The sequence below is a fragment of the Leptolyngbya sp. PL-A3 genome, assembly GCF_039962325.1.
GTDB lineage: Bacteria > Cyanobacteriota > Cyanobacteriia > Elainellales > Elainellaceae > Vacuolonema.
Window position 1 is genome coordinate 1 of record NZ_JAMPLB010000080.1, and the last position, 20782, is coordinate 20782.

At 51.3% G+C, this 20782-nt stretch carries 13 protein-coding genes; 11 read left to right on the forward strand and 2 right to left on the reverse strand.

From position 1 onward, the window contains the following. The first annotated feature begins 71 nt into the window (after positions 1–71). Positions 72–1133 carry a S41 family peptidase gene (locus NDI52_RS30415; RefSeq protein WP_348256922.1) on the forward strand — a complete coding sequence of 354 codons (1062 nt, stop codon included), beginning with the start codon at positions 72–74 and terminating at the stop codon, positions 1131–1133. Positions 1134–1390: 257 nt separating this feature from the next. After that, on the forward strand, positions 1391–2788 hold the full coding sequence (locus NDI52_RS30420; RefSeq protein ID WP_190775426.1) for a calcium-binding protein: 1398 nt from the start codon (positions 1391–1393) through the stop codon (positions 2786–2788). 192 nt (positions 2789–2980) lie between these two features. Here NDI52_RS30420 and hemL read toward each other — a convergent pair whose 3' ends face one another. Continuing rightward, positions 2981–4282 carry a glutamate-1-semialdehyde 2,1-aminomutase gene (hemL, locus tag NDI52_RS30425; RefSeq protein ID WP_190775425.1) on the reverse strand — a complete coding sequence of 434 codons (1302 nt, stop codon included), beginning with the start codon at positions 4280–4282 and terminating at the stop codon, positions 2981–2983. A gap of 380 nt (positions 4283–4662) precedes the next feature. Between hemL and NDI52_RS30430 the strand changes: the two genes are divergently transcribed. From NDI52_RS30430 to NDI52_RS30465, 8 genes are all read left to right on the forward strand, one after another. After that, the gene (locus NDI52_RS30430) at positions 4663–5355 is read left to right on the forward strand and encodes an N-acetylmannosamine-6-phosphate 2-epimerase (protein WP_190775424.1); all 693 of its coding nucleotides are present in this window, start codon (positions 4663–4665) and stop codon (positions 5353–5355) included. 90 nt (positions 5356–5445) lie between these two features. After that, positions 5446–7968 carry a bifunctional diguanylate cyclase/phosphodiesterase gene (locus NDI52_RS30435; protein ID WP_190775423.1) on the forward strand — a complete coding sequence of 841 codons (2523 nt, stop codon included), beginning with the start codon at positions 5446–5448 and terminating at the stop codon, positions 7966–7968. 216 nt (positions 7969–8184) lie between these two features. Next, positions 8185–8808 (forward strand): TetR/AcrR family transcriptional regulator, encoded by a 624-nt coding sequence (locus NDI52_RS30440; protein ID WP_190775422.1) that lies wholly within the window; start codon positions 8185–8187, stop codon positions 8806–8808. A 112-nt stretch (positions 8809–8920) separates the two neighbouring features. Continuing rightward, entirely contained in the window at positions 8921–9796 is an 876-nt protein-coding gene (locus NDI52_RS30445) for a DUF2993 domain-containing protein (RefSeq protein ID WP_190775421.1), read from the forward strand. A 186-nt stretch (positions 9797–9982) separates the two neighbouring features. After that, entirely contained in the window at positions 9983–11134 is a 1152-nt protein-coding gene (gene gshA, locus NDI52_RS30450; protein WP_190775429.1) for a glutamate--cysteine ligase, read from the forward strand. A 744-nt stretch (positions 11135–11878) separates the two neighbouring features. Next, the gene (locus tag NDI52_RS30455; RefSeq protein WP_190775420.1) at positions 11879–14632 is read left to right on the forward strand and encodes a PAS domain S-box protein; all 2754 of its coding nucleotides are present in this window, start codon (positions 11879–11881) and stop codon (positions 14630–14632) included. A 611-nt stretch (positions 14633–15243) separates the two neighbouring features. Beyond that, complete coding sequence (locus NDI52_RS30460) at positions 15244–16557, forward strand: S-layer homology domain-containing protein (RefSeq protein ID WP_190775419.1); 1314 nt, start codon at positions 15244–15246, stop codon at positions 16555–16557. A gap of 1313 nt (positions 16558–17870) precedes the next feature. After that, positions 17871–18068 (forward strand): hypothetical protein, encoded by a 198-nt coding sequence (locus tag NDI52_RS30465; protein ID WP_190775418.1) that lies wholly within the window; start codon positions 17871–17873, stop codon positions 18066–18068. Between the two features lie 228 nt (positions 18069–18296). On the opposite strand, the gene NDI52_RS30470 is transcribed toward NDI52_RS30465, so the two are convergent. Beyond that, the gene (locus tag NDI52_RS30470) at positions 18297–19181 is read right to left on the reverse strand and encodes a class II fructose-bisphosphate aldolase (RefSeq protein WP_190775417.1); all 885 of its coding nucleotides are present in this window, start codon (positions 19179–19181) and stop codon (positions 18297–18299) included. Between the two features lie 453 nt (positions 19182–19634). Between NDI52_RS30470 and NDI52_RS30475 the strand changes: the two genes are divergently transcribed. Then, positions 19635–20750, forward strand: coding sequence for a saccharopine dehydrogenase NADP-binding domain-containing protein (locus NDI52_RS30475; protein ID WP_190775416.1), 1116 nt, complete (start codon positions 19635–19637; stop codon positions 20748–20750). Positions 20751–20782: the final 32 nt, after the last annotated feature.

A 20782-nucleotide genomic window follows, 5' to 3' on the forward strand; every position in this document is an offset into this window, starting at 1 on the left:
GCAGCAATGCGGAAATTGGCACACCTAGCCTATGGCGTTCTCAAGTCTAATCAGCCGTTTAATCCCCATTTTTGCCTGTCCACTACTTGACACGGCAAGATGGCATCTATTCCTCCCCCGATGAGGCTTACAATGCCTTGCGAGATGCCCTGAAGCAGCTCGATGACCCCTACACCCGGTTCATGACTCCTCAGGAATTTCAAGCGTTTGAGCAGCAAACTCAAGGCGAACTCGTGGGCATTGGCTTGCAGCTCACAGAAGCACCTGATCACGCATTAACTGTCGTTAAACCCATTGACCAGTCTCCCGCCCTCGCAGCGGGTCTTAAACCTGGCGATCAAATTGTCAAAATTGACGGCAGAACTACTGAAGGTATGACGGTTGCGGATGCTGCCCAACAGATTCGGGGTGAAGCTGGCACTCAGGTAACGCTCACCGTTCAACGAGAAAACACGAGCCCCTTTGACGTCACATTGACCCGCGCCCGGATTCAGATTCCGGCAGTTGTTTCTGCCGTACATCAGGAAAATAATCATCGGGTAGGCTATATCCGCCTGAGTGAGTTTAGCGCTCATTCTGCCGATGAAATGCGAGCCGCTATTACAAGCCTCAAACAGCAGAATGTGGATGAGTTTGTGCTGGATTTACGCGATAATCCCGGCGGGCGGTTAGATCAGGGGGTGGCGATCGCCCGCATGTGGATTAATGACGGTGACATCGTGCGCACAGTCGATCGTCACGGCGATGCCGAGCAAGTTCGCGCTAACCATACAGCTCTCACCGACTTACCTCTAGCGGTTCTGGTGAATGGCCATTCTGCCAGTGCCAGTGAAATTCTCACAGGTGCCCTTAAGGATGACCATCGCGCCTCTATCGTCGGCACCCAAACCTTCGGTAAAGCCTTGGTGCAATCAGTGAACTCTCTCGCCGATGGTTCCGGTTTGAACGTAACCATTGCTCATTACTTCACGCCATCCGGGCTGGATATTAACCATCGTGGTATTAGCCCCGACAAAGTTGTACCTCTCAGCGACGAACAACAGAAAGAACTGATGAGCCATCCAGATGAAATTGGTACGGCTCAAGACCCACAGTATCAGGAAGCTATTGAAGCTTTAGAAGCAGCTTCTTGAAATACATAGAGCTTATGCGACTCCACTAAATTGGGTAATTTTTGTTGTGTGGTGTGCAAAACACACCACACAACAAAAATGCGTAAGTTCTGATGACAGACAATAGCATTTTACAGGTGTAGCCATTATTTATTAAGGCAAAAGGATAGGAGGTATAACATGTTGCCCTATCCTTTTGCCTTAATAAATAATGGTTTTTCTACACTTGAGTATGCCAATCTAAACAGCGATCGCTGCAGATTTCTGTAGAGACGAGTTTGATCTTTAAATGTGACGTAAACGGCGATCAAGATGTCATTGTGCGCCGCTTCGATAGTAATGGTAACCAAATTGGTTCTGATATTAATGTCGATACAACCCAGTTTCCGACTCAAGACCAATCAGATCCGGCGATCGCCGTCCATGCCAACGGCTCCTTTGTCGTGGTATGGACGGACGAAGCGTTTACTGGCGACAATAACACCCAGGTACGATATCGGGCCTACGATAGCAACGGCAATCCCTTCGAGACAGCCAGTATACCCCTGAATAACAACTTCAACGGCACAGCTTTCGCACCCTCTGTGGCTTTCCGCACGACAAATGACCCCGCAGCCCCTACAGACTTCGTCGTCAGTTGGAGCGAGGGACCTAGCGGTAGTACCGATACTGACATTGTGGTTGCTCTTTCCAGCAGCATTTCTTCGAATGCCTTTACATACACAACAGCCAATACAAATACTGCACTGGCTCAAGACTTCTCCAATGTGGCAATGGATGCCAATGGCAATATTGTCGTGACATGGACTCATGCCTATAGCGCTAACGATGACGATATTCATTTTCGTCGTTTTAACAACGAACTGACTGCCTTGAGTGGAGAAATCAATGTTGATATTTCCCTCGGTGATCAGGATGAACCTGTAATTGCGATGACTGGGGATGGGCGCTTCGTTATTGCCTATGAAGATGATGTAACGGAGAGCATTAAATTTCAGGAATATGCAGCCAACGGATCACCAGTTGGGCTACGGCAACAATATGACATTACCCATGGTTTTGAAGACAACCCAAATATTGCAGTTAATGCAGATGGAACTCGTCTGGTGATTGTTGCTGACGATGATGCATCCCACTCCTTTGACCCCTGGGCTAGAATCTTTCGCGCTGAGTTACCCGTCAACATTTTTGGCAACAACGCCGCTAACCGATTGGTTGGAAACATCCGTGCCAATCTCATCCTCGGGCGGGGTGGCAATGACACTCTAATTGGAGGGGCCGGAAACGATACCATGAACGGTGGCACGGGTACTGATGTTTTGACTGGGCAGGGGGGACGCGATCGCTTTGTGTTTGATATCAATACCCGATTCAATCGCACATCCATCGGTATCGATCGTGTCACCGACTTTGTCAGCGGTACTGATACGGTCGTTCTCGATCGCACCACTTTTACGCGCCTCAGTGGCACAGCTCTCAGTGCCACTAATTTCGCAACCGTCGGCAATCTACAACAGGCCCAAAGCAGTACCGCGTTGTTTACCTACATCCGCTCATCGGGTTCACTGTACTACAACGAGAACCGGGCTGGTGCAGGCTTTGGCATTGGTGGACGATTTGCCGATTTTGCGGACGGTTTGGCCCTGAGCCGAACAAACTTCGCAGTTGTTGCGTAGATCATGCTGTGCCTGTCCTAATACAGATAAAGAAATGGTTCAGTGCACAGCACTGAACCATTTCCTAAAAGATTGATGATGCTGTGCCTGTCTCAATACAGATAAAGAAATGGCTCAATGTACAGCACTGAGCCATTTCCTGAAGGATTATTGTTGCCTGAGCGGAACGCACGCAAAAATAATCAACAGATCTTAGATGCTGCTCAGCACGGTACGGGCGGCTTCCAGGGTGCGATCGATATCCGCATCCGTATGCGCCAGGGAAGTGAAGCCTGCTTCAAACTGAGAAGGAGCCAGATAAACGCCTTGCTCCAACATGCCGCGATGGAAGCGAGCGAACTTTTGCAGGTCGCACTTCTTCGCATCTTCGTAGTTGTGGACGGGGCCTTCGGTGAAGAAGAAGCCAAACATGGCGCTAATCGCTCCACCACAGGCAGCGTGGCCCGTTTCCTTGGCGACGTCCAACATGCCCTGGGCCAAGCGAGTGGTGATTTTCTCTAGATAGTCATAAGTACCGGGGCGCTGGAGAATTTCCAGGGTCTTGATGCCAGCGGTCATGGCCAAGGGGTTACCGGAGAGAGTACCGGCCTGGTACATGGGGCCAGCGGGAGCCACCATTTGCATAATGTCCTTGCGGCCACCATAAGCACCTACGGGCAGCCCGCCACCGATGACCTTGCCAAGGGTGGTGAGGTCGGGGGTGATGCCAAATTTGGCCTGAGCACCGCCGTAGGAAATGCGGAAGCCGGTCATCACTTCGTCGAACACCAGGAGCGCACCGTGCTCACGGGTGAGTTCCCGTAGACCCGCGAGGAAGCCGCCATCGGGGGGGATGAAGCCCGCATTACCAACAACGGGCTCAAGGATAACCCCGGCAATCTCATTAGGGTGCTCAGCGAACAGAGCTTTTACGGCTTCCAGGTCGTTGTAGGGAGCGGTAAGGGTGTCAGCCGTGGTGGACTTGGGTACACCGGGCGAGTCGGGCAGACCCAGGGTCGCAACACCGGAACCGGCTTTCACCAGGAACATGTCCGCGTGACCGTGGTAGCAGCCCTCAAATTTGATCACCTTCATCCGACCGGTGTAGGCCCGCATCAGCCGCAGTACGGCCATGCAGGCTTCGGTGCCAGAGTTGACGAAGCGCACCATTTCAATGCTGGGAACGGCATCGATCACCATCTCCGCCAGCACGTTTTCCTGATAGCTGGGGGCACCAAAGCTCGTGCCTTTCTCCAGAGCAGTATGGAGAGCTTGAATGACATCGGGATGAGCGTGGCCGCAAATAGCTGGCCCCCAAGTGCCGATGTAGTCAATATACTGGTTGCCATCCACATCCCAGGCGTAGGCACCCTGAACCCGATCAAATACGATGGGTTGGCCACCCACAGAACGGAATGCCCGTACGGGGGAATTAACGCCACCGGGCATGAGGTTTTGGGCAGCCGCAAAAATTTCTTCTGAACGGGTGGTTTTCAAAGAGGTGTGGGTCGTCAAGATAGGCTCCTATTGATATTGTTGCGAGTGTACGGATTGAAAAGAAGTTTAGAGTGGCCAGGGTGAGAGGTACTTACCCGACCCCACAAGGAACGGAGTCGCCCAACACCTTGGGTCGCCAGGGCAGCAACCTCATCTAAGGCCGGAAGCCGCTCACGGTTAAGGGTAGGGGCCGTAAGAACCATCCTTCATTATTCCATGAGGGTAACGGAAGTGGTCAACGAACCATTCTGTTAGATGAAGCTATGGCCATCCTAACGATTACAAACCTACATTTGGGGGAGGAACAGCCTCGCTGTTCCTCCCCCAAAACCATTCCGTTTTATTAAATGCCACAATCCTAACGATAGACAATTTGCAAGAGTTAGTAGAATTAAATTATGGCGATCGCATCCATACTCAAGCATCTACACAATGGTCTGGTCGTGTCCTGTCAGGCACCTGCTGATTCGCCCTTGCATCAGCCAGATATTATTGCGGCGATCGCCCAGGCTGCCGTTCAACGGGGGGCGATTGGGGTTCGTCTGGACACACCAGCCCATATTCAGGCCGTTCGGGAGCGGGTTACCGTGCCCATTATTGGCCTGTGGAAATGCCAATTTCCTGGTTACGATGTCTATATCACGCCTCAGTTTGAGCAGGCTCAGGCGGTTGCCGTTGCTGGAGCCGATATTATCGCTATTGATGCAACCCAGCGCCCTCGCCCTGGTGGCGAAACCCTGCAAGACTTGATTAAACGGATCCATCAGGACCTAGGTAAACCTGTTATGGCGGATATCGATACCCTGGACAATGCGATCGCCGCTGCCAACGCCGGAGCCGACTTCATCGGCACCACCCTTTACGGCTATACCCAGGAAACTCAGCACCTCTCTCCCCCAGGATTTGACCTTCTTACCGCGATGGCTCAGCAGATTCGGGGTTGCACCTTGGTTTGTGAAGGAGGCATTGCCTCTCCGGCTATGGCCCACCGTGCTCTCCAGCTAGGAGCAGATGTGGTTGTGGTCGGTACTGCTATCACGGGCATTGACCTTCAGGTGCGTGCTTATTGCGAAGCGATACAGCAACCGTAGTGTTGATGCTCAACATTTCAGGGCTTTACCGTCGCAAACGTGTATTTTTAAGGAACTCTCCCCCAACTCTCGTCCCATGGAGTCAAAGCGTTGAGTGGCAGCGTAGCCCTAGATCCGAGTAACGTCCCCCCTCCCCCAATCCACTCAGTTCTACCCTGGATGGAAGCGGCGATTGTCCACTTAAACACGGGGGTACTGCTGTTTGAGGCGCAACCGCCGCACTATCCCATTTGCTTTATCAATCCTGCCGTCACCACTTTAACCGGGCATTCCCTGGAGGCCTTGTTGGAGCAACCGCTGGCTGTGCTACGGGGGGGCGATACCAGCGGCTCGTGGGCAAGTTTGGAGGAAGCGATCGCCAATGGGCATTCCTTTTCTAGCTCCATGCCGATTGCCCGGTATGATGGCAGCACGGTCTGGATTGCCCTCAGTCTGTATCCCATTCTGGATGCAGAGGGACACCGCAATCATTATTTAGGCCTGTTTCAGGAGCAGATGCTCTCAGGGGTTGAGCGATCGCAGCCCGACGAACTCATCCTTAATGCTGTTGGCGAAGGCATCTATGGCCTTGACCTGCAAGGTTGCATCACCTTTGCGAATCCTGCGGCGGCACGGATGCTGGGGTGGTCAGTACCAGACCTGGTGGGCCAATCTATCGACCGCATTCTGCCGGGAGGGGGAGCCCTACCGATGGGAACGCCTCAGATGAATGCGTCGCCCCTTACTCTACCGTCTGGCGAGCTTTACCACAGTGACACCGAAGAATTTTGCCGGCAGGATGGCACCCGCTTTTTGGTGGAATATACCCGCACCCCAATTCTGCACAATGGGCAAATGCTGGGGTCGGTGCTGGTATTTCAGGATGTTACCGAACGTAAACGCCACGAAGAGGCACTTCGGGAAAGTGAGGAACGGTATGCCCTGGCCGTGCAAGGAGCTAACGATGGGATTTGGGATTGGAACCTGAAAACCGACGAAATCTACTTTTCGCCACGCTGGAAAGCCATCCTGGGCTACTCAGATAACACCCTCCCCAACTCCCTGGAAGCATGGTTTGACTGCGTACACCCCGATGATCTGGTTAACTTTAAGCGCGAACTCAATGCCCACCTGGCAGGGATGACATCCCATCTGGAGCATGAGCATCGCATGCGGGCCTACAACGGCAGTTATCGCTGGGTGCTGACGCGAGGCCTGGCGGTGCGAGATGGCAGCAGTCGGGCAACCCGATTAGCTGGATCGCTGACAGACATTACGGATCGCAAAGAAATTGAAGCGCAGTTGATGCACGATGCCCTGCACGACACTCTCACTGGGCTACCCAACCGGGCTCTACTGATGGATCGGTTACGGCATACGGTGGAGTTGGCCCGCCGCAATAGTCGCTACCTCTATGCAGTGCTGTTTCTGGATATTGATCGCTTTAAGGTGATCAACGATAGTTTGGGGCATATGGCGGGGGATGTCTTGTTGGTGGCGATCGCCCAACGCCTCATCGCCTGCATCCGGCCGGGTGACACGGTTGCCCGGCTAGGCGGGGATGAGTTTGTGGTTCTATTAGAAAATATTCGTGACCTTAATAGCGCACTGATGGTAGCGGAGCGCATTCAACGAGCTCTAGAAGCTCCCGTTCCGATTGAGAATCAAGAGATCTTTATTACCTCAAGTATTGGGGTGGCTTTGGGAAGTGCCGACTACCGGGCTGCAGAAGATCTGTTGCGCGACGCCGACACCGCCATGTATCGGGCCAAGTCTCAGGGCCGTGCCCGTTACGAAATATTCAATACCGGCATGCACCAGCAGGTGGTAGTGCTGATGCAACTGGAAAACGACCTGCGCCGAGCGGTCGAAAGGCAGGAACTCTTCCTCCATTACCAGCCCATCATTTCCCTGCGAGCATTCCGCCTGGTGGGGTTTGAAGCTCTGTTGCGGTGGCAACATCCCGTACGCGGCGAAATCCCTCCCGGCACGTTTATCCCCGTTGCTGAGGAGACCGAGCTGATTCGTCCTCTGGAACGGTGGACGTTGCGTGCGGCATGTCGGCAAATGTGCCAATGGCAGAGTCGGTTTCCCCTGGGGGAACCGTTAACAATGCATGTTAATCTTTCGAGCAAGCACTTTGATGGCAATCTGGTTGGCGAAATTCAAACGGTTTTGGCAGAAACCGGCCTCAACCCCACCCGCCTGAATCTGGAAATAACCGAAAGCATGTTGATGGAAAATGCTGAACTGGCGGTTTCTCTGCTCAATCAACTGAAGCAACTGGGCGTGAAACTCTCCATTGATGACTTCGGCACGGGGTATTCTTCCCTCAGCTACCTGCACCGCTTCCCCATCGATACGTTGAAGGTCGATCGCTCCTTTGTCAACAAGCTAGACCAGGATGCCGAACAGTTGGCGATCGTCCGCACGATCATGACTCTGGCCTGGAATTTGGGCATTGAAGTGATTGCTGAAGGGGTCGAAACGACCAAGCAACTGGCTCAACTGGTTGCACTGCAATGTGAATACGGCCAGGGTTTTCACTTTTCAGAGCCCCTGGCAACAGAAGCTGTCGAAGCGTTACTGGACGCTGGAGAAAGCCAGATGCATGAACGATTTATGCGATCGTAGTTGCCACCCCTCTAATTTGTTGATTTTGCCAGCACCAAAAGTTTGAACATCTGTAACGGTTCTGCGGATTATCCAGTCACCCATACGACAATGATGGGCAAATACTGACCGGCCTTCCTTCTCAATCCCAGCAACGGAAGTGGGGGTTGCTCTCTGTATTTCTTGTAACGCTTCATTGCCTAAACCTTTAGACACCAGACGGTGGGAGACAGGGCCATGCGAACCTATCATCGCCAACCGCAGACTGAGCAAGAAACCCGCACCCGCATCCTCAAAGCCGCTCAACAGCTCTTTGCACGGCGCGGGTTTGACGGCACTACAACCCACGACCTGGCAGAAAAAGCAGGCGTTGCGGAAGGCACCCTGTTCCGCCATTTTGAGAACAAGAAGGCGATCTTGGTGGAGGTGGTGACCCAGGGCTGGGTCGAGCTACTGACGGATCTGCTGACTGAGCTAAGCGAAATGGGCAGTTATAAGGCGATCGCCCAGGTCATGCGCAAGCGCATGCTGAACCTGCACCAGAACGCTGATATGCTGCGGGTCTGCTTCCTGGAGGCGCAGTTTCACCCGGATCTGCGCGATCGCATTCAGGTCGAGGTCATCTCCAAGATGTCGGACGTTGCCGAAGCCTTCTTTCAAACGGCTATGGACCGCGGCATTTATCGCCCCATGAATCCTCGCACGGTTGCCCAGGTGTTTCTTGGCATGTTCACAGTTGCGGGTTTCAGCCGCGATACCCTCATGCCCGCTGACGCTTCTCCCCAGGAGATGCAGGCGATGGCCGAGGATCTCGCCAGTATTTTTCTGCATGGAGTGTTAGCTCCGGGAGCGGAGGGGTAGTTTGAGGTGGGTAGGTGGGTTTAGGGTGCTCTAAACCTATCTGCCCCGTTCCGTTGCTAAAGTAGCGATAGAACGCCCCTGTATAATGCAGGGACACTGTGCAATCGTTTCTATGACCCAGCAGCCATCACCGTCCCCTGATACTTCGTATACCGATGATTATGATGAGGCTCCGCCTGTCACGGCCCCTGAGGGAGGGAATCCAGGCTGGGCTGATCCGGATCGGAATTTGCCTGTACCTCGACAGAGCCATATCATTAGTCGGATTCTGACTCCAGCTTTGCGGTTGTGGCTGCGATCACAAGTGGAATCTGTGGATGACTTGCATGTGGAGATTGAGGGGGGCGATCGCCAACTTCTCCAGGGGATTGTGCCGCGTCTCACTCTGACAGGTCGCAATGTTTTATACCAGGGGTTGGCCTTGAGCCAGGTACGGCTGGTGGGGCGAGGAATTCAGGTAAATTTCCGACAAATTCTGCGAGGGAAACCGCTACAGCTTTCTCGCACCATTCCCGTCCAGGGCGAAGCCATCCTGACGGAAGAAGATTTAAATGAGTCGTTGCAGACTCCCATGATGATGACCCTGCTTAATGATGTGCTGGGACATCTACTGCGAGCTGGGATTGCACCCGATCTGGTTGATCCAAATTCTAAAAAGCCTATTGTTCTGGATAACTTTACTGCCCGGTTGCGGGGTGGCAAGCTAACCCTCGCTGCCGAGCTCGTATCAGCGGCCCAGGGAACCAACTTCCCTCTAGCCATTCGCACAGGGCTGGCCGTAATTGGTGACAGTCGATTGCGGCTGGAAAAACCGGAATGGTTAACGAGCCTGCGGGCTAAGCGGGGGTTATCGCTGGATGATCTGGATGGCTATCCGGTCGAACTGGGGACAGATGTGCAAGTGCAAGATTTAGTCCTTGAGGAGGGCCGTCTGATTTTCCGGGGACGCTTTAATGTGTACGCAGAGGATGGCATTGAAGCGGGATAAGGAAATACGTAATGGAAATGGGCACGATATCTTCTGCTCTTTCGCTGAGCGTAAGGGCACTAGCAAGGGTGGTCTGTTATCCACGTCCCATCGCTGTTCTCCATACCTATAATCAACAACCCATCGCCCATTAGCGGTCTATGGGAAGATGAAATGGCTCGAAAATACTGACCTGCCAGAGGCTTTATTATGCTGTCGAAAGGGTTTGAAATTGAGATGTACACCGGCACGCCCCAGGGTGACATCGTGGGGTTTTCGGACAAGATTGTGGCATCTCTGGACGGGTTTGTGCGAGAACCCGACAGCCGTAATGTCGAGTACACCACGCCCCCCCTCTACCGCTATGAGCGATTACTGTGTGAACTGGTCCGCCCGCGTATGCGGTTGCGCCAGTTCTTGCAGGAGTTAGGGGACTATACGCTAATCCCTGGCAGTACCCTGGCTTTGGGGGGGAGCGATCGCTTCTACCGTTCTGACCCTCAAAATCCTTATCACACTTATATTGAGCAGAGCTACGGCACCACTGTTGTCACCGCTAGCGTTCACATTAATATCGGCATTGACGATCCAGAGCAGTTAATGCGCGCCTGTCGGCTGGTTCGGCTGGAGGCTCCGTTATACTTAGCCCTCAGTGCTGCCTCGCCTTTTTTGAATAGTCAACCCACGGGCAGCCACTCAAGTCGCTGGCAAGTCTTCCCCAAAACTCCCGCCCATGTGCCCCTATTTGAGAGCCATGCTCACTTTATTCGATGGACGGAGGAACAACTGGCTCTGGGTACGATGCAAAACGTCCGGCACCTGTGGTCATCCGTTCGGCCGAATGGCGATCGCCGCCCCTACAACTTAAACCGCCTGGAGTTACGGATTTGTGACCTGGTCAGTGACCCAATTGCCCTGTTAGCGATCTCTGCTCTTCTCGAAGCCCGGTTGTTACAACTGCTCAATCAACCAGAGCTTGACCCATTGCTGCTGAGTCAACTTCCGGCTAGCACCCGTGCTGAAGACCTGATTACCCTCACCGACGAAAATGAATCGGCTGCTGCCGCTGCCAGCCTGGATGCGGAGCTGCGCCACTGGAAAGATGGCTCAAAAATCCTCGCTCGGGATTGGGTATTAGAAATTCTGCAAGAGGTGGACGAAACCGCTCGTCGGTACGGATTTGGCTGCTTCCTGCAACCCGTCAAGAAAATTTTGCGGGAGGGTAATGAAGCCCAGCGCTGGCTTAAGCAGGTTGAGCAAGGGTATGACCCACGCCAGGTAGTGATTCAAGCGATCGAGCAGACTGCCCTTCAAGAGAATGCTTTAGCTGCCGATATTTGCGCTCCCCTGGTTGCCTAAAATTAGATTAATCGATCGTGCCAATGCAACCCCTGGGATAGGAGCGTTTTATGAAAAGCCCCTATCCTAGGGGTTGGGCTTTTGCCAAATAACCTCAGTTCGGGATAAGCTGAAGTGCTCATTTTGGCGTGCGCAAAGCGCACGCCAAAATGGGCGTTTTCGAGTGCCGCGCAACGCGCGGCACTCGAAAACGCCCTTAACCCGAACTCAGGTCCAAATACGTCTATTTTTGCGTACGCTTCACTCGTGCCAGGATGGGCACTTCAGTTTATCCGGAACTGGGGTTATTGAGCTGAACGTTGGTAGAAGTCTTAGTAGAAATAGAGGTTGAAGGGGTAACCGCAGGGACTGCCAATTTTATAGCGCTGTGTGCGTTGATTAAGTAAGGTGTTGAGGGGTACCTCGTGCCCCACAACACCGTTGCTGTACTTAACGCACTTGCACATTGCTATAGCTTCAAATGATGGAGCGGGGATCGCGTTAGATTAAAGAAGTGTTCCCTGGAATACCTAATGAAAGATGTTTCTTCATTTATGAACTGGGTTAGTGTCCGGTTTAGGGTTTGGGCACGCTGAAAACAGCAAGAGTCCCTGATTCTATTTCTATCCGTTACGTCTAGTGGGCATCGTGTTATGGGGTTGTCGGGTTGTGCCGACAGCATGAGGTCATTGGGATTCGCGCTCAATACTCAAACTATCCCCGTCTTACCTCTGGGCCGCGCCTAACCCACGACCTTTACCCGATATGCCATCTCCAACTCCTCGCATGGACAATATTGGTGCCGGAAGTGACTCATTGTTGCAACACCCCGGGCAAGGCTACAATCCAGAGTTCCAGGCCCTGGTTGAGAATACACCGGACATCATTTTGCAAATTGACCCAAATTTGCGGCTCCGGTATGCTAACTCGCGCATTACCCAGGAATTGGGGTTACTGCCGGCGGACATGATCGGCAAAACCTTGGAAGAGGTTGGCTTACCGGAGGATGTAGCGAGCCGATGGAAAGCAGCAATCCAACAGGTTCTACAAACCGGACAAGAACAATTTATTGAGTTTGATCTACCAACTCGCAGTGGAGCGTTCTTCTGGCACGCCCGGGTCGTACCAGAACTGGGAAGCGATCGCCGATTAATGTCTGTGTTGCTCATCAGCCGGGATATTACTCGGCTGAAGCTCGCAGAATTGGCACTCCGTGAGAGTGAAATCCGGTACCGCGCCATGTTGGATAGCCAGGTAGAGCTGGTGTGCCGGTTTAATCTAGATGGTACTTTGACCTTTGTAAATGATGCCTGTTGCCGGTTTTTAGAGCGCGATCGCACCGCTCTTCTGGGGTTTTCGATCCTGACGTGGGTACCCGCCAACTACCACAGCCGGATTACCGAACGGCTAGCCGAATTAAATGCCCACCCGGCGGATACCGACACTCTGGAGGTGCCTCTCATCACCCCCCATGGTTCCGAACGCTGGATGCAATGGACAACCCAATCCATTCTGAACGACAACGGCGAGCCTATCGAATATCAGGCTGTAGGGCGCGACATTCATGATCGCAAGCAAATAGAAGCTGCTTTGCGTCAGCGAATTGAGCGTGAACGCACCCTCAATCGCGTGATCCAGGTTATTCGCAACTCCCTGGATCTGAATACTGTATTTTCGACGGCAACCGAGGAAATTGCTCAACTGCTACGGGTAGATCGGGCGGCCATGTTTCAGTATCTAGAGGAGACGGAGGTATGGCTAGGGCGAGCGGAGTTTTGTCCCTCCGAAGAATTGCTTCCGGTGCTCCGGTTGCAAGTTTCTGGGTTAAACAATCCTCTGACCGATCGCCTCAAACGTGCCGAGGTGGTCACGCTTCCTACCCCCAGCCCCTGGCAAGATCCGGTTTCCCAGGAAATAACTGAACGCTTTACAGGCACCTGGGTGATGGTGCCGTTGCTGGTGGGGTCGCAGGTGTGGGGAGCTCTCTGTCTAAATGATTCTGACCTCTCCCGTTCCTGGAAATCCTCGGAAGTCGAGTTGGCTTGCCTGGTGGCAGACCAATTGGCGATCGCCATTCAACAATCGCAGCTCTACGCTGAAGTGCAACACCTGAACGCCAGCTTAGAACGGCAAGTGCGGGTGCGTACGGTTCAACTGCAACTGGCCTTTGAATTTGAAGCAACCCTTAAGCGCATTACCGACCGGGTGCGCGACAGCCTGGATGAGACCCAGATTTTGCAAACTGCCGTCAAGGAATTGGCGATGGGCATGGGGGTTTTGTGCTGCAACGCTGCTCTGTTTGACCTGGAACAAGGCATTTCCACCATTCGCTACGAGTACACCAAAACCCTCACCCCTGCCCGTGGCCGTATATCTCGGATGGCCGACTTTCCGGAGATCTACGAGCCTTTACTTCAGGGGCAACATTTTCAGTTCTGCTCGATTCTGGATAACCCAGTGCGCGATCGCGTTTCTATGCTGGCCTGCCCGATTCAGGATAATCAGGGAGTGTTGGGCGATCTATGGCTGATTAGCCCCAGTTTCCATGCCTATAGTGAGCAGGATATTCGGCTGGTGCAGCAAGTGGCGAACCAGTGTGCGATCGCTATCCGTCAAGCCCGCCTCTATCAGACTGCCCAGGCTCAGGTGACGGAACTGGAACGCTTGAATAGCTTGAAGGATGACTTCTTGAGTACGGTGTCTCACGAGTTGCGGACGCCGATGGCCAACCTCAAAATTGCTGCTCAAATGTTGGATCTGGTGCTCACCCGCACCGGCATTGTGAACGAGACCGTCCTGCAAAAGCATCCTGAAATTGAGCGTTACTTCCGCATCCTTCATGACGAATGCCAGCGAGAAATCAGCCTGATCAATGACTTGCTGGATCTGTCCCGGCTTGATGCGGGCACAGAACCCCCGGCTCTATCGTCCATCAGCCTGCAAAGCTGGCTTCCCACTCTGGTCAATGCCTTTCGGGAACGGGCCTGTAGTCAGCAACAGGCTCTGGAGCTGCATGTGGCTCCCGATCTACCGCTTCTCACAACGGATCTATCCTACCTGGAGCGTATTGTCTCAGAATTGCTCAATAATGCTTGCAAGTACACCCCTTCGGGCGGCCAAATTATTTTAGAAACCCAAATGGTATGGGTTCAACGCCAATTGACCCCTGGCTTAGAGCCTTCTTTCGGGAATATCCTTGAGGGCAGGGATATGAATATTCCTCCCGCCTTATGGCAACAGAAATCAATTTTACGCCTGGGGAACCAACCTCTTCAAATATTCCGGCTTCGCGTTACAAACACCGGGGTTGAAATTCCAGCGATAGAGCGCGATCGCATTTTCGAAAAATTTTACCGCATTCCTAAAAATGACCCCTGGCGGCATGGTGGTACTGGCTTGGGGTTAGCCCTCGTCAAAAAACTTGCCGAACAGTTAGGGGGTGTCATCGAGGTAGACAGTGGCAATAATCAAACCTGCCTGATTCTTTATTTGGTCAACCGCCCTACGGTATTGAACTAATATTTCACCACACCAATTTTTGGCAGGTGAGATGTAACAGGCTTCACCTGCTACATCTCACCTGTCATTGTGGCCTCTCAAAATCCTGGTGGTGATTTTACTAGGGCGTCTTTTTAGAACGCTGTCACCTTTATTAACGTCAGTTCGGGATAAGCCGAACCGCCCATTATTACGTGCGCGTTGCACACGCAATAATGGGCTTTTTCGAGTGCCGCGCGAAGCGCGGCACTCGAAAAAGCCCTTAACCCGAACTGAGGTTTATTAAGGCCTTAACTCTTGGGCGATCGCTTTTGCCTCTCTCTTTAGGCAGAGAATCAGAAAGGAAGAGATCTATCTTTTAGTAGTGATAACTAGTGTAGATTTACGAGTAATGCACTAAGTTTTCTCATTGAATTGAAACAGTAATGTATAAAAATAGGACGATTTTAGGCCAAAAAGAATTTAAAGCTTTGATAGTTTTCAATCGAGTTGTGGAACACTACGTGAGTCGGATCAGGGAAACTTCGTAATTTATAAAGGGACTGTAAAATCCCCAAAATTCAGAAACTATTACATCTATCCCTACGTTGTTGCAGTTAAGTTACGTTCACCTGAAAGAGGAACCGTTGACGATGAGTAAGGCAATGCATATCACAGCTCCGTGGTCATTAGCGATCGCCGGTTTGACCGCTTTTACCCTTTTCTCAACACCCGCTCAATCTCAAACAGCAGAAGCGTCCAATACACGTCTGGCGCAAAGTGGTGCAACGGAAGTTGAGATGGAAACACAAACCATTGAGCGCACCGAGAGCCAGACTATTGAAGTTCAAACAACGGAAACTCAGGTTCAAACCGTTGAAGTAGAAACTTCCCAAACTAGCTTTACTCAAACAGTTCAAGTAGCTGTGTTTCAAGCGGTCGCCCAACGGGCCAATGTGAGTGCCAGCAACCTGCGTATTGTTGAGGTATCTCGTCGTTCTTGGCGTGATAGTTGCCTGGGGTTGAACGCTCAGGAAAACTGTAGCCAAGTCATTACACCGGGTTACCTGGTCACCGTGACAGATGGGCAACGCTATTGGGTTTGCCGCACGAATGCTAATGGCTCGGCCGTGTATTACGATGAGCGTGCAACAGAGATTCGTACGGCTCAACTACGGGTACAAAGTACGCAAATCTCCTTCTCGGATGTGCAGTCGAACTATTGGGCAGCGCGATTCATCCGAGAACTGGCAGCTCTCGATATTATTGCAGGGTATCCCGATGGGCTGTATCGGCCAAATGAGCCTGTCACGCGGGCAGAATTTGCTGCCATTATTCGGCGTGCCTTTAATGTCGAAGACATTCGCGATGCCATTGCCTTCGTAGATGTGGATGAGGATTATTGGGCTGCTGCGGCTATTGATACAGCCTATGAACGAGGCTTTTTGAATGTAGTGGGTAACCGTGAGTTCCGTCCGTTAGCGGAGCTGTATCGGGGTGATGTACTGTTTGCGATCGCACGGGGTTTCAACTTCTCCACCCAAGAAACCAACGTCAGCATTCTAAATCGCTACTCCGATGTAACCGTCAGTTCTGCGGAGGCTCGTCTTCTCCTGGCAGCCCTGACGAATCGGGGAGTTATGACGAATTACCCGAACGTCAATACGTTGGACCTGGAGCGGGTTGCAACTCGTGCCGAGGTAGCGGTACTGGTTTATCAAACCCTTTACAGCATGGGTTATGTCGCCCGTATTGACTCGCCCTATGTGGTTCAAGACACGACTGTTGTCACCGATGTCGACTCCGAAACGGTCGTTGATTCAGATTCAACAGACACATCCCGCCCCCCACGCCAAAACTGTAACCAGGGCATTGGTAACGGTGCAGAAGGGTGTGATCCCGGCAACTCGCAACCCCACGGCGGCAGCAACGATGAAGGTGGCCGTACTCCTGGCAACCGCCCATAACCTGATTAAGGTTACGTAATAGGTGTCAGAAGCCCGGCGTTTTTAAAAATGCCGGGTTTCTGAGTTTGGGTGCATCCCACTTTTGCAAATTTGGAAACCCACTTTTGGAGGTGAAGCGGGCTTCGCCCGCTTCACCTCCAAAAGTGGGATGCACCCCTGAGTTTCTTCTAATCCAGAAGCTGATTCTGTACGTTTCGCGTATAAAAATGGGCACTTTAGCTTATCTCGAACTGAGGTGAATCAAGGATAAAACATATTTTGTGCAGGGCTGTCACTCATAACGGTTTTCAACTAGATTAGATATCCATATAAAGTCCAGAATGTTGATAGAGAAGCAGTCTAAATAACAGGAAAAGACTATTTCTACTGTCCTTTTTGTGTATAGGATATGACACCTACCTTAAAAAATGCTTTGAGATAGCAATGTACTGTTCTGATACCTTTTAAGAAAAGTTTTTCTGTATCGAATGAGGTACGAGAGGGGTATAAACGTGTAGTGCTATATTGTCTGGCAAACTTTTAGAAGAATTAACTCTTTCTTGGGATTGCAAACGAAATAAAGCTTTATCATTGATGAGCCTGCAATGGCTTAGATATTATCTCTAATAGGTAGCTCAATTCAAATTTTGCAGCAAACCCCCGCACCCCTATTTTTTGTTATGAAGTGGCGGGGCAATAGGGGCTCGGGGGTTTGGTTTTAGAGCGGTGCCTTAAGACCACAAATAAAACAACCTGTAATTCTTTGTGGAAGTGGTAGCTTTGCCACCACTTCCACAAAGAATTACAGGTTATTAGATACACAATCCCTAGAAGGTATAAGTAGCTTGATTTCTACTAAAGGGCTGAAACCTATTCATTCGCTTGAGCTTGCTAAGAAGCCTTGAAAGTGATTCTTGATTTTCCTAGAAGCATTAACGAGAATAGCTTTTAGCAAAATGAATGACCCATGCAAAATAATGCCTTACCCGCTACAGGTTCTCAAATCCTGGATTCACGATACAATAGACATACAAAGCTAGAGCAACTGTTTGAGGCCAATAGGATAGGCTTTTCATCATCGATCGCTCAGTTATAGCTCTTTAGAAATGTTTTCAATTCAAGGTTATCTGCAGAAATTGTGAGTACTCGCGATATTCTAGACAAAGATTAGGTATTTGACTGTATAGTCATATATCTAACCTTATGTAGAGGTGAGTCCGCTTCCTTCAATAATGGGCTTATTACATAACTATAAGCTTCGACCAGCAAGTTAATGCTTAATGGTCTGCTCGCTTTTATTCAAACTGAATATTTTTAGATATGAGGGAAAAAGAATGATGGTGTCTAATCAAGATCAACGATGTAATGGGTGGCAAGTGGGCGATCGCATCGAAGGCCCAGAACCTGGAGACCAAGGTGTCATTCGGCGAATCGATGGATGTCAGCTCGTTATTCACTGTGGTGATGGCATTACAATCTACGGGCGGCAGAAAACGATGGAACGTATGCAATGGAAGATTGCCCGTTCTTAAACTTTGTGAACTCGTGCTGTAGTGTTCCTTTATGGTTTTTGAAATATTCCTTAACGGGTGGAGTAGGGTGAGCCTATTCCACCCGTTAAATATGTTAGGACTTACGTAATTGTTGTGAGGTGTGCCTCGCATACCTCACAACAATTACGTAAGCTCTGCCTATTCTAGATTCTTATTGTGGCAAGAGTGCGAGCTTTGCTTCAGGCCTTCTTGTACAGGTGATTAAATCTACCGTTTTTCAGCATTTACAGGGATTGCTTGATGTAGATGAGCTTTCCCAACGGACCCAAATAAATCAAGTTTTTCTAGAATCACCTCTTTCATGGCGGCGATGACATCGTCCATGCAGTCCAGCAAATCAGCATCGGGATCAGCGCAGGGCTCAGACTGAAGGATACGCATATAGGCCTGTCGCACTTCAGTGTTGACATTGAACTTGCAAACCCCCAGCTGAATAGAGCGGCTGATCATAGCAGGGGGTAAACCCGATGCACCGTGAAGCACCAGGGGAATATCCACCAGACGGCGGATTTTAGCAAGGCGATCGAAATCTAAGCGGGGTTCACTCTGATAGTTGCCGTGAACATTGCCAATGGTGACCGCCAGGGAATCAACCCCTGTTGCTGCAACAAATTCTCTAGCCTGATCGGGGTCGGTCATTTTGGCCTCTTTCTCGGCAATGGTTAATCCATCTTCTGTGCCGCTGATTCGGCCAATCTCGGCTTCGACCACGGCACCAACGGTGTGAGCAACGTCCGTCATCGATTTCGTGAAAGCCAAGTTTTTCTCATAGGGATAGGGAGAACCGTCCGCCATGATCGAGCGCATTCCTACCGCCAGAGCCATTTGAATCGCAGTTTCTGAGGTACTGTGATCAAGATGTACAGACATCGGAACCGTTGCCCCCCGAGCTGCTTCCAGACAAAGGGCTACCAGGCTAGAACCACCAAACTTTAGAGCACTAGGGTGAAGCTGCAACATAGCTGGACTACGAGCCTCTTCCGCTGCCATCACGACTGCTTTTACCCCCTCTAAGTTGTACACATTGAAGGCTCCAATGGCATAAATATTCCGTCGAGCGGTTTCAAGGAGTTCTTGGGTAGAGGTGAGCATAGAACTGTTTAATCCAATTGAGAACCTGACAAAGCACTAGGAGCTGCTCTAAAAGTTATTCTTTCATGTACGGAACGGATGAAAAAATAACTCTTTCAGCAAGTCTTAAATTACACCCTAGCACTCACGATCCCTGCTTGCGGTGATTCAAAAGACACCCTACATAAATTGATTTTTGGAGGTTAAATCGTAGGTCTGGCAAAGCTACACCACGCTCTACACAGGAGGTCTAATAGAAAGGCTGGAATTTTAAGGGCAAGTTTGAATAGAATTTCTCCCACATTTATAAGGACTTCAACTCCTGTCGTTTGGTTGATGCCAGGAAATGCTACGTCCGATACCGTCAGGATAAGGCAGCGGAGAGGTTGGAAGGGGACAGGCACCCTTCGCCTACCATCTACTTCTGTGCCCAAATGCTGAGATTGGCCTGAACTGTTGAGTTTTATATAAAACATGAAACAGGTATTGATTATTGGAGGATGCGGACGCATCGGCAGCAGCATTGCTCGCGATATCCTTGCTCATACTGATGCTGAGGTGACCGTTACAGGCCGCCAAGAGCATCTCGGTATTGCCTTGGCAGAGCAACTGGGGCCAAAGGTGCGGTTTTTGCAATTAGACTTATCCGACCCAGAGCGGGTACGGCAGGCGATCGCCAACCACAATCTCGTCCTCCATTCCGCCGGCCCCTTCCACTACCGCGACACCCGTGTCCTACAGATGTGCATTGAATCCGGGGTCGACTATGCCGATGTGAGTGATGAGCGCACCTTCACCGAAAAGGCCTTAAGCTACAGCGCGGAAGCTGAAGCCGCCGGCGTTACGGCTGTTGTAAATACCGGAGTATTTCCCGGTATTTCTAACAGCATGGTGCGCCAGGGGGTCGAAATGATGGACAAGACCGACTCCATACAGCTTAGCTATGTAGTGGCTGGTTCAGGTGGCGCAGGCGTCACCGTTATGCGAACGACCTTTATTGGGCTACAGCACTCTTTCCCAGCCTGGCTAAATGGCACCTGGCAAACGGTGAAACCATACTCAGCTCGTGAAACTCTGGAATTTCCTGCCTACGGGAAAGCCAGCGTGTACTGGTATGACATGCCAGAGGCGATTACCCTCCAACGCACCTTCCCTGAGGTGAAGAATGTGGTGACCAAGTTTGGTGTTGTGCCCGACTTCTACAACCACGCTACCTGGAGCATGGCTCACTTGGTACCCTCGCCCATCCTGAAGCATCCTGCAACGGTGGAGTTTCTCGCTAATGTCAGCTATTCCATGACCAGTGTGACCGATCGCTTTAGTGGTACTGGAGTCGCCATGCGTTGTGACATTCGGGGCCAGAAGGACGGTGCTACTCACCATTACTGCAGCACCTTTTCCCACGAAAGCGCAGCAGTGGCCACAGGCTTAGGCACAGGCAGTATCGCAGAACTGATGCTGAAGGGCGAACTGAAGCAACCCGGTGTTTATGCCGTGGAGCAAATTCTCTCGACGCCCCAGTTCCAGGAAACCATGAAGCGCCGCAATCTACAGATTAGCGAGACGTTTGATTCTAAGGTGTTTGCCTAGATTCAATTGATTTTTCGTGCGCATAGCGCACG

Excerpts from the sequence above, each read along its gene's own strand:
- NDI52_RS30455 (WP_190775420.1), top strand. The coding sequence starts at position 11,879 with ATGCCATCTCCAACTCCTCGCATGGACAATATTGGTGCCGGAAGTGAC.
- NDI52_RS30440 (WP_190775422.1), top strand. The coding sequence starts at position 8,185 with ATGCGAACCTATCATCGCCAACCGCAGACTGAGCAAGAAACCCGCACC.
- NDI52_RS30470 (WP_190775417.1), bottom strand. The coding sequence starts at position 19,181 with ATGCTCACCTCTACCCAAGAACTCCTTGAAACCGCTCGACGGAATATT.
- NDI52_RS30460 (WP_190775419.1), top strand. The coding sequence starts at position 15,244 with ATGAGTAAGGCAATGCATATCACAGCTCCGTGGTCATTAGCGATCGCC.
- NDI52_RS30465 (WP_190775418.1), top strand. The coding sequence starts at position 17,871 with ATGATGGTGTCTAATCAAGATCAACGATGTAATGGGTGGCAAGTGGGC.
- NDI52_RS30475 (WP_190775416.1), top strand. The coding sequence starts at position 19,635 with ATGAAACAGGTATTGATTATTGGAGGATGCGGACGCATCGGCAGCAGC.
- NDI52_RS30430 (WP_190775424.1), top strand. The coding sequence starts at position 4,663 with ATGGCGATCGCATCCATACTCAAGCATCTACACAATGGTCTGGTCGTG.
- NDI52_RS30445 (WP_190775421.1), top strand. The coding sequence starts at position 8,921 with ATGACCCAGCAGCCATCACCGTCCCCTGATACTTCGTATACCGATGAT.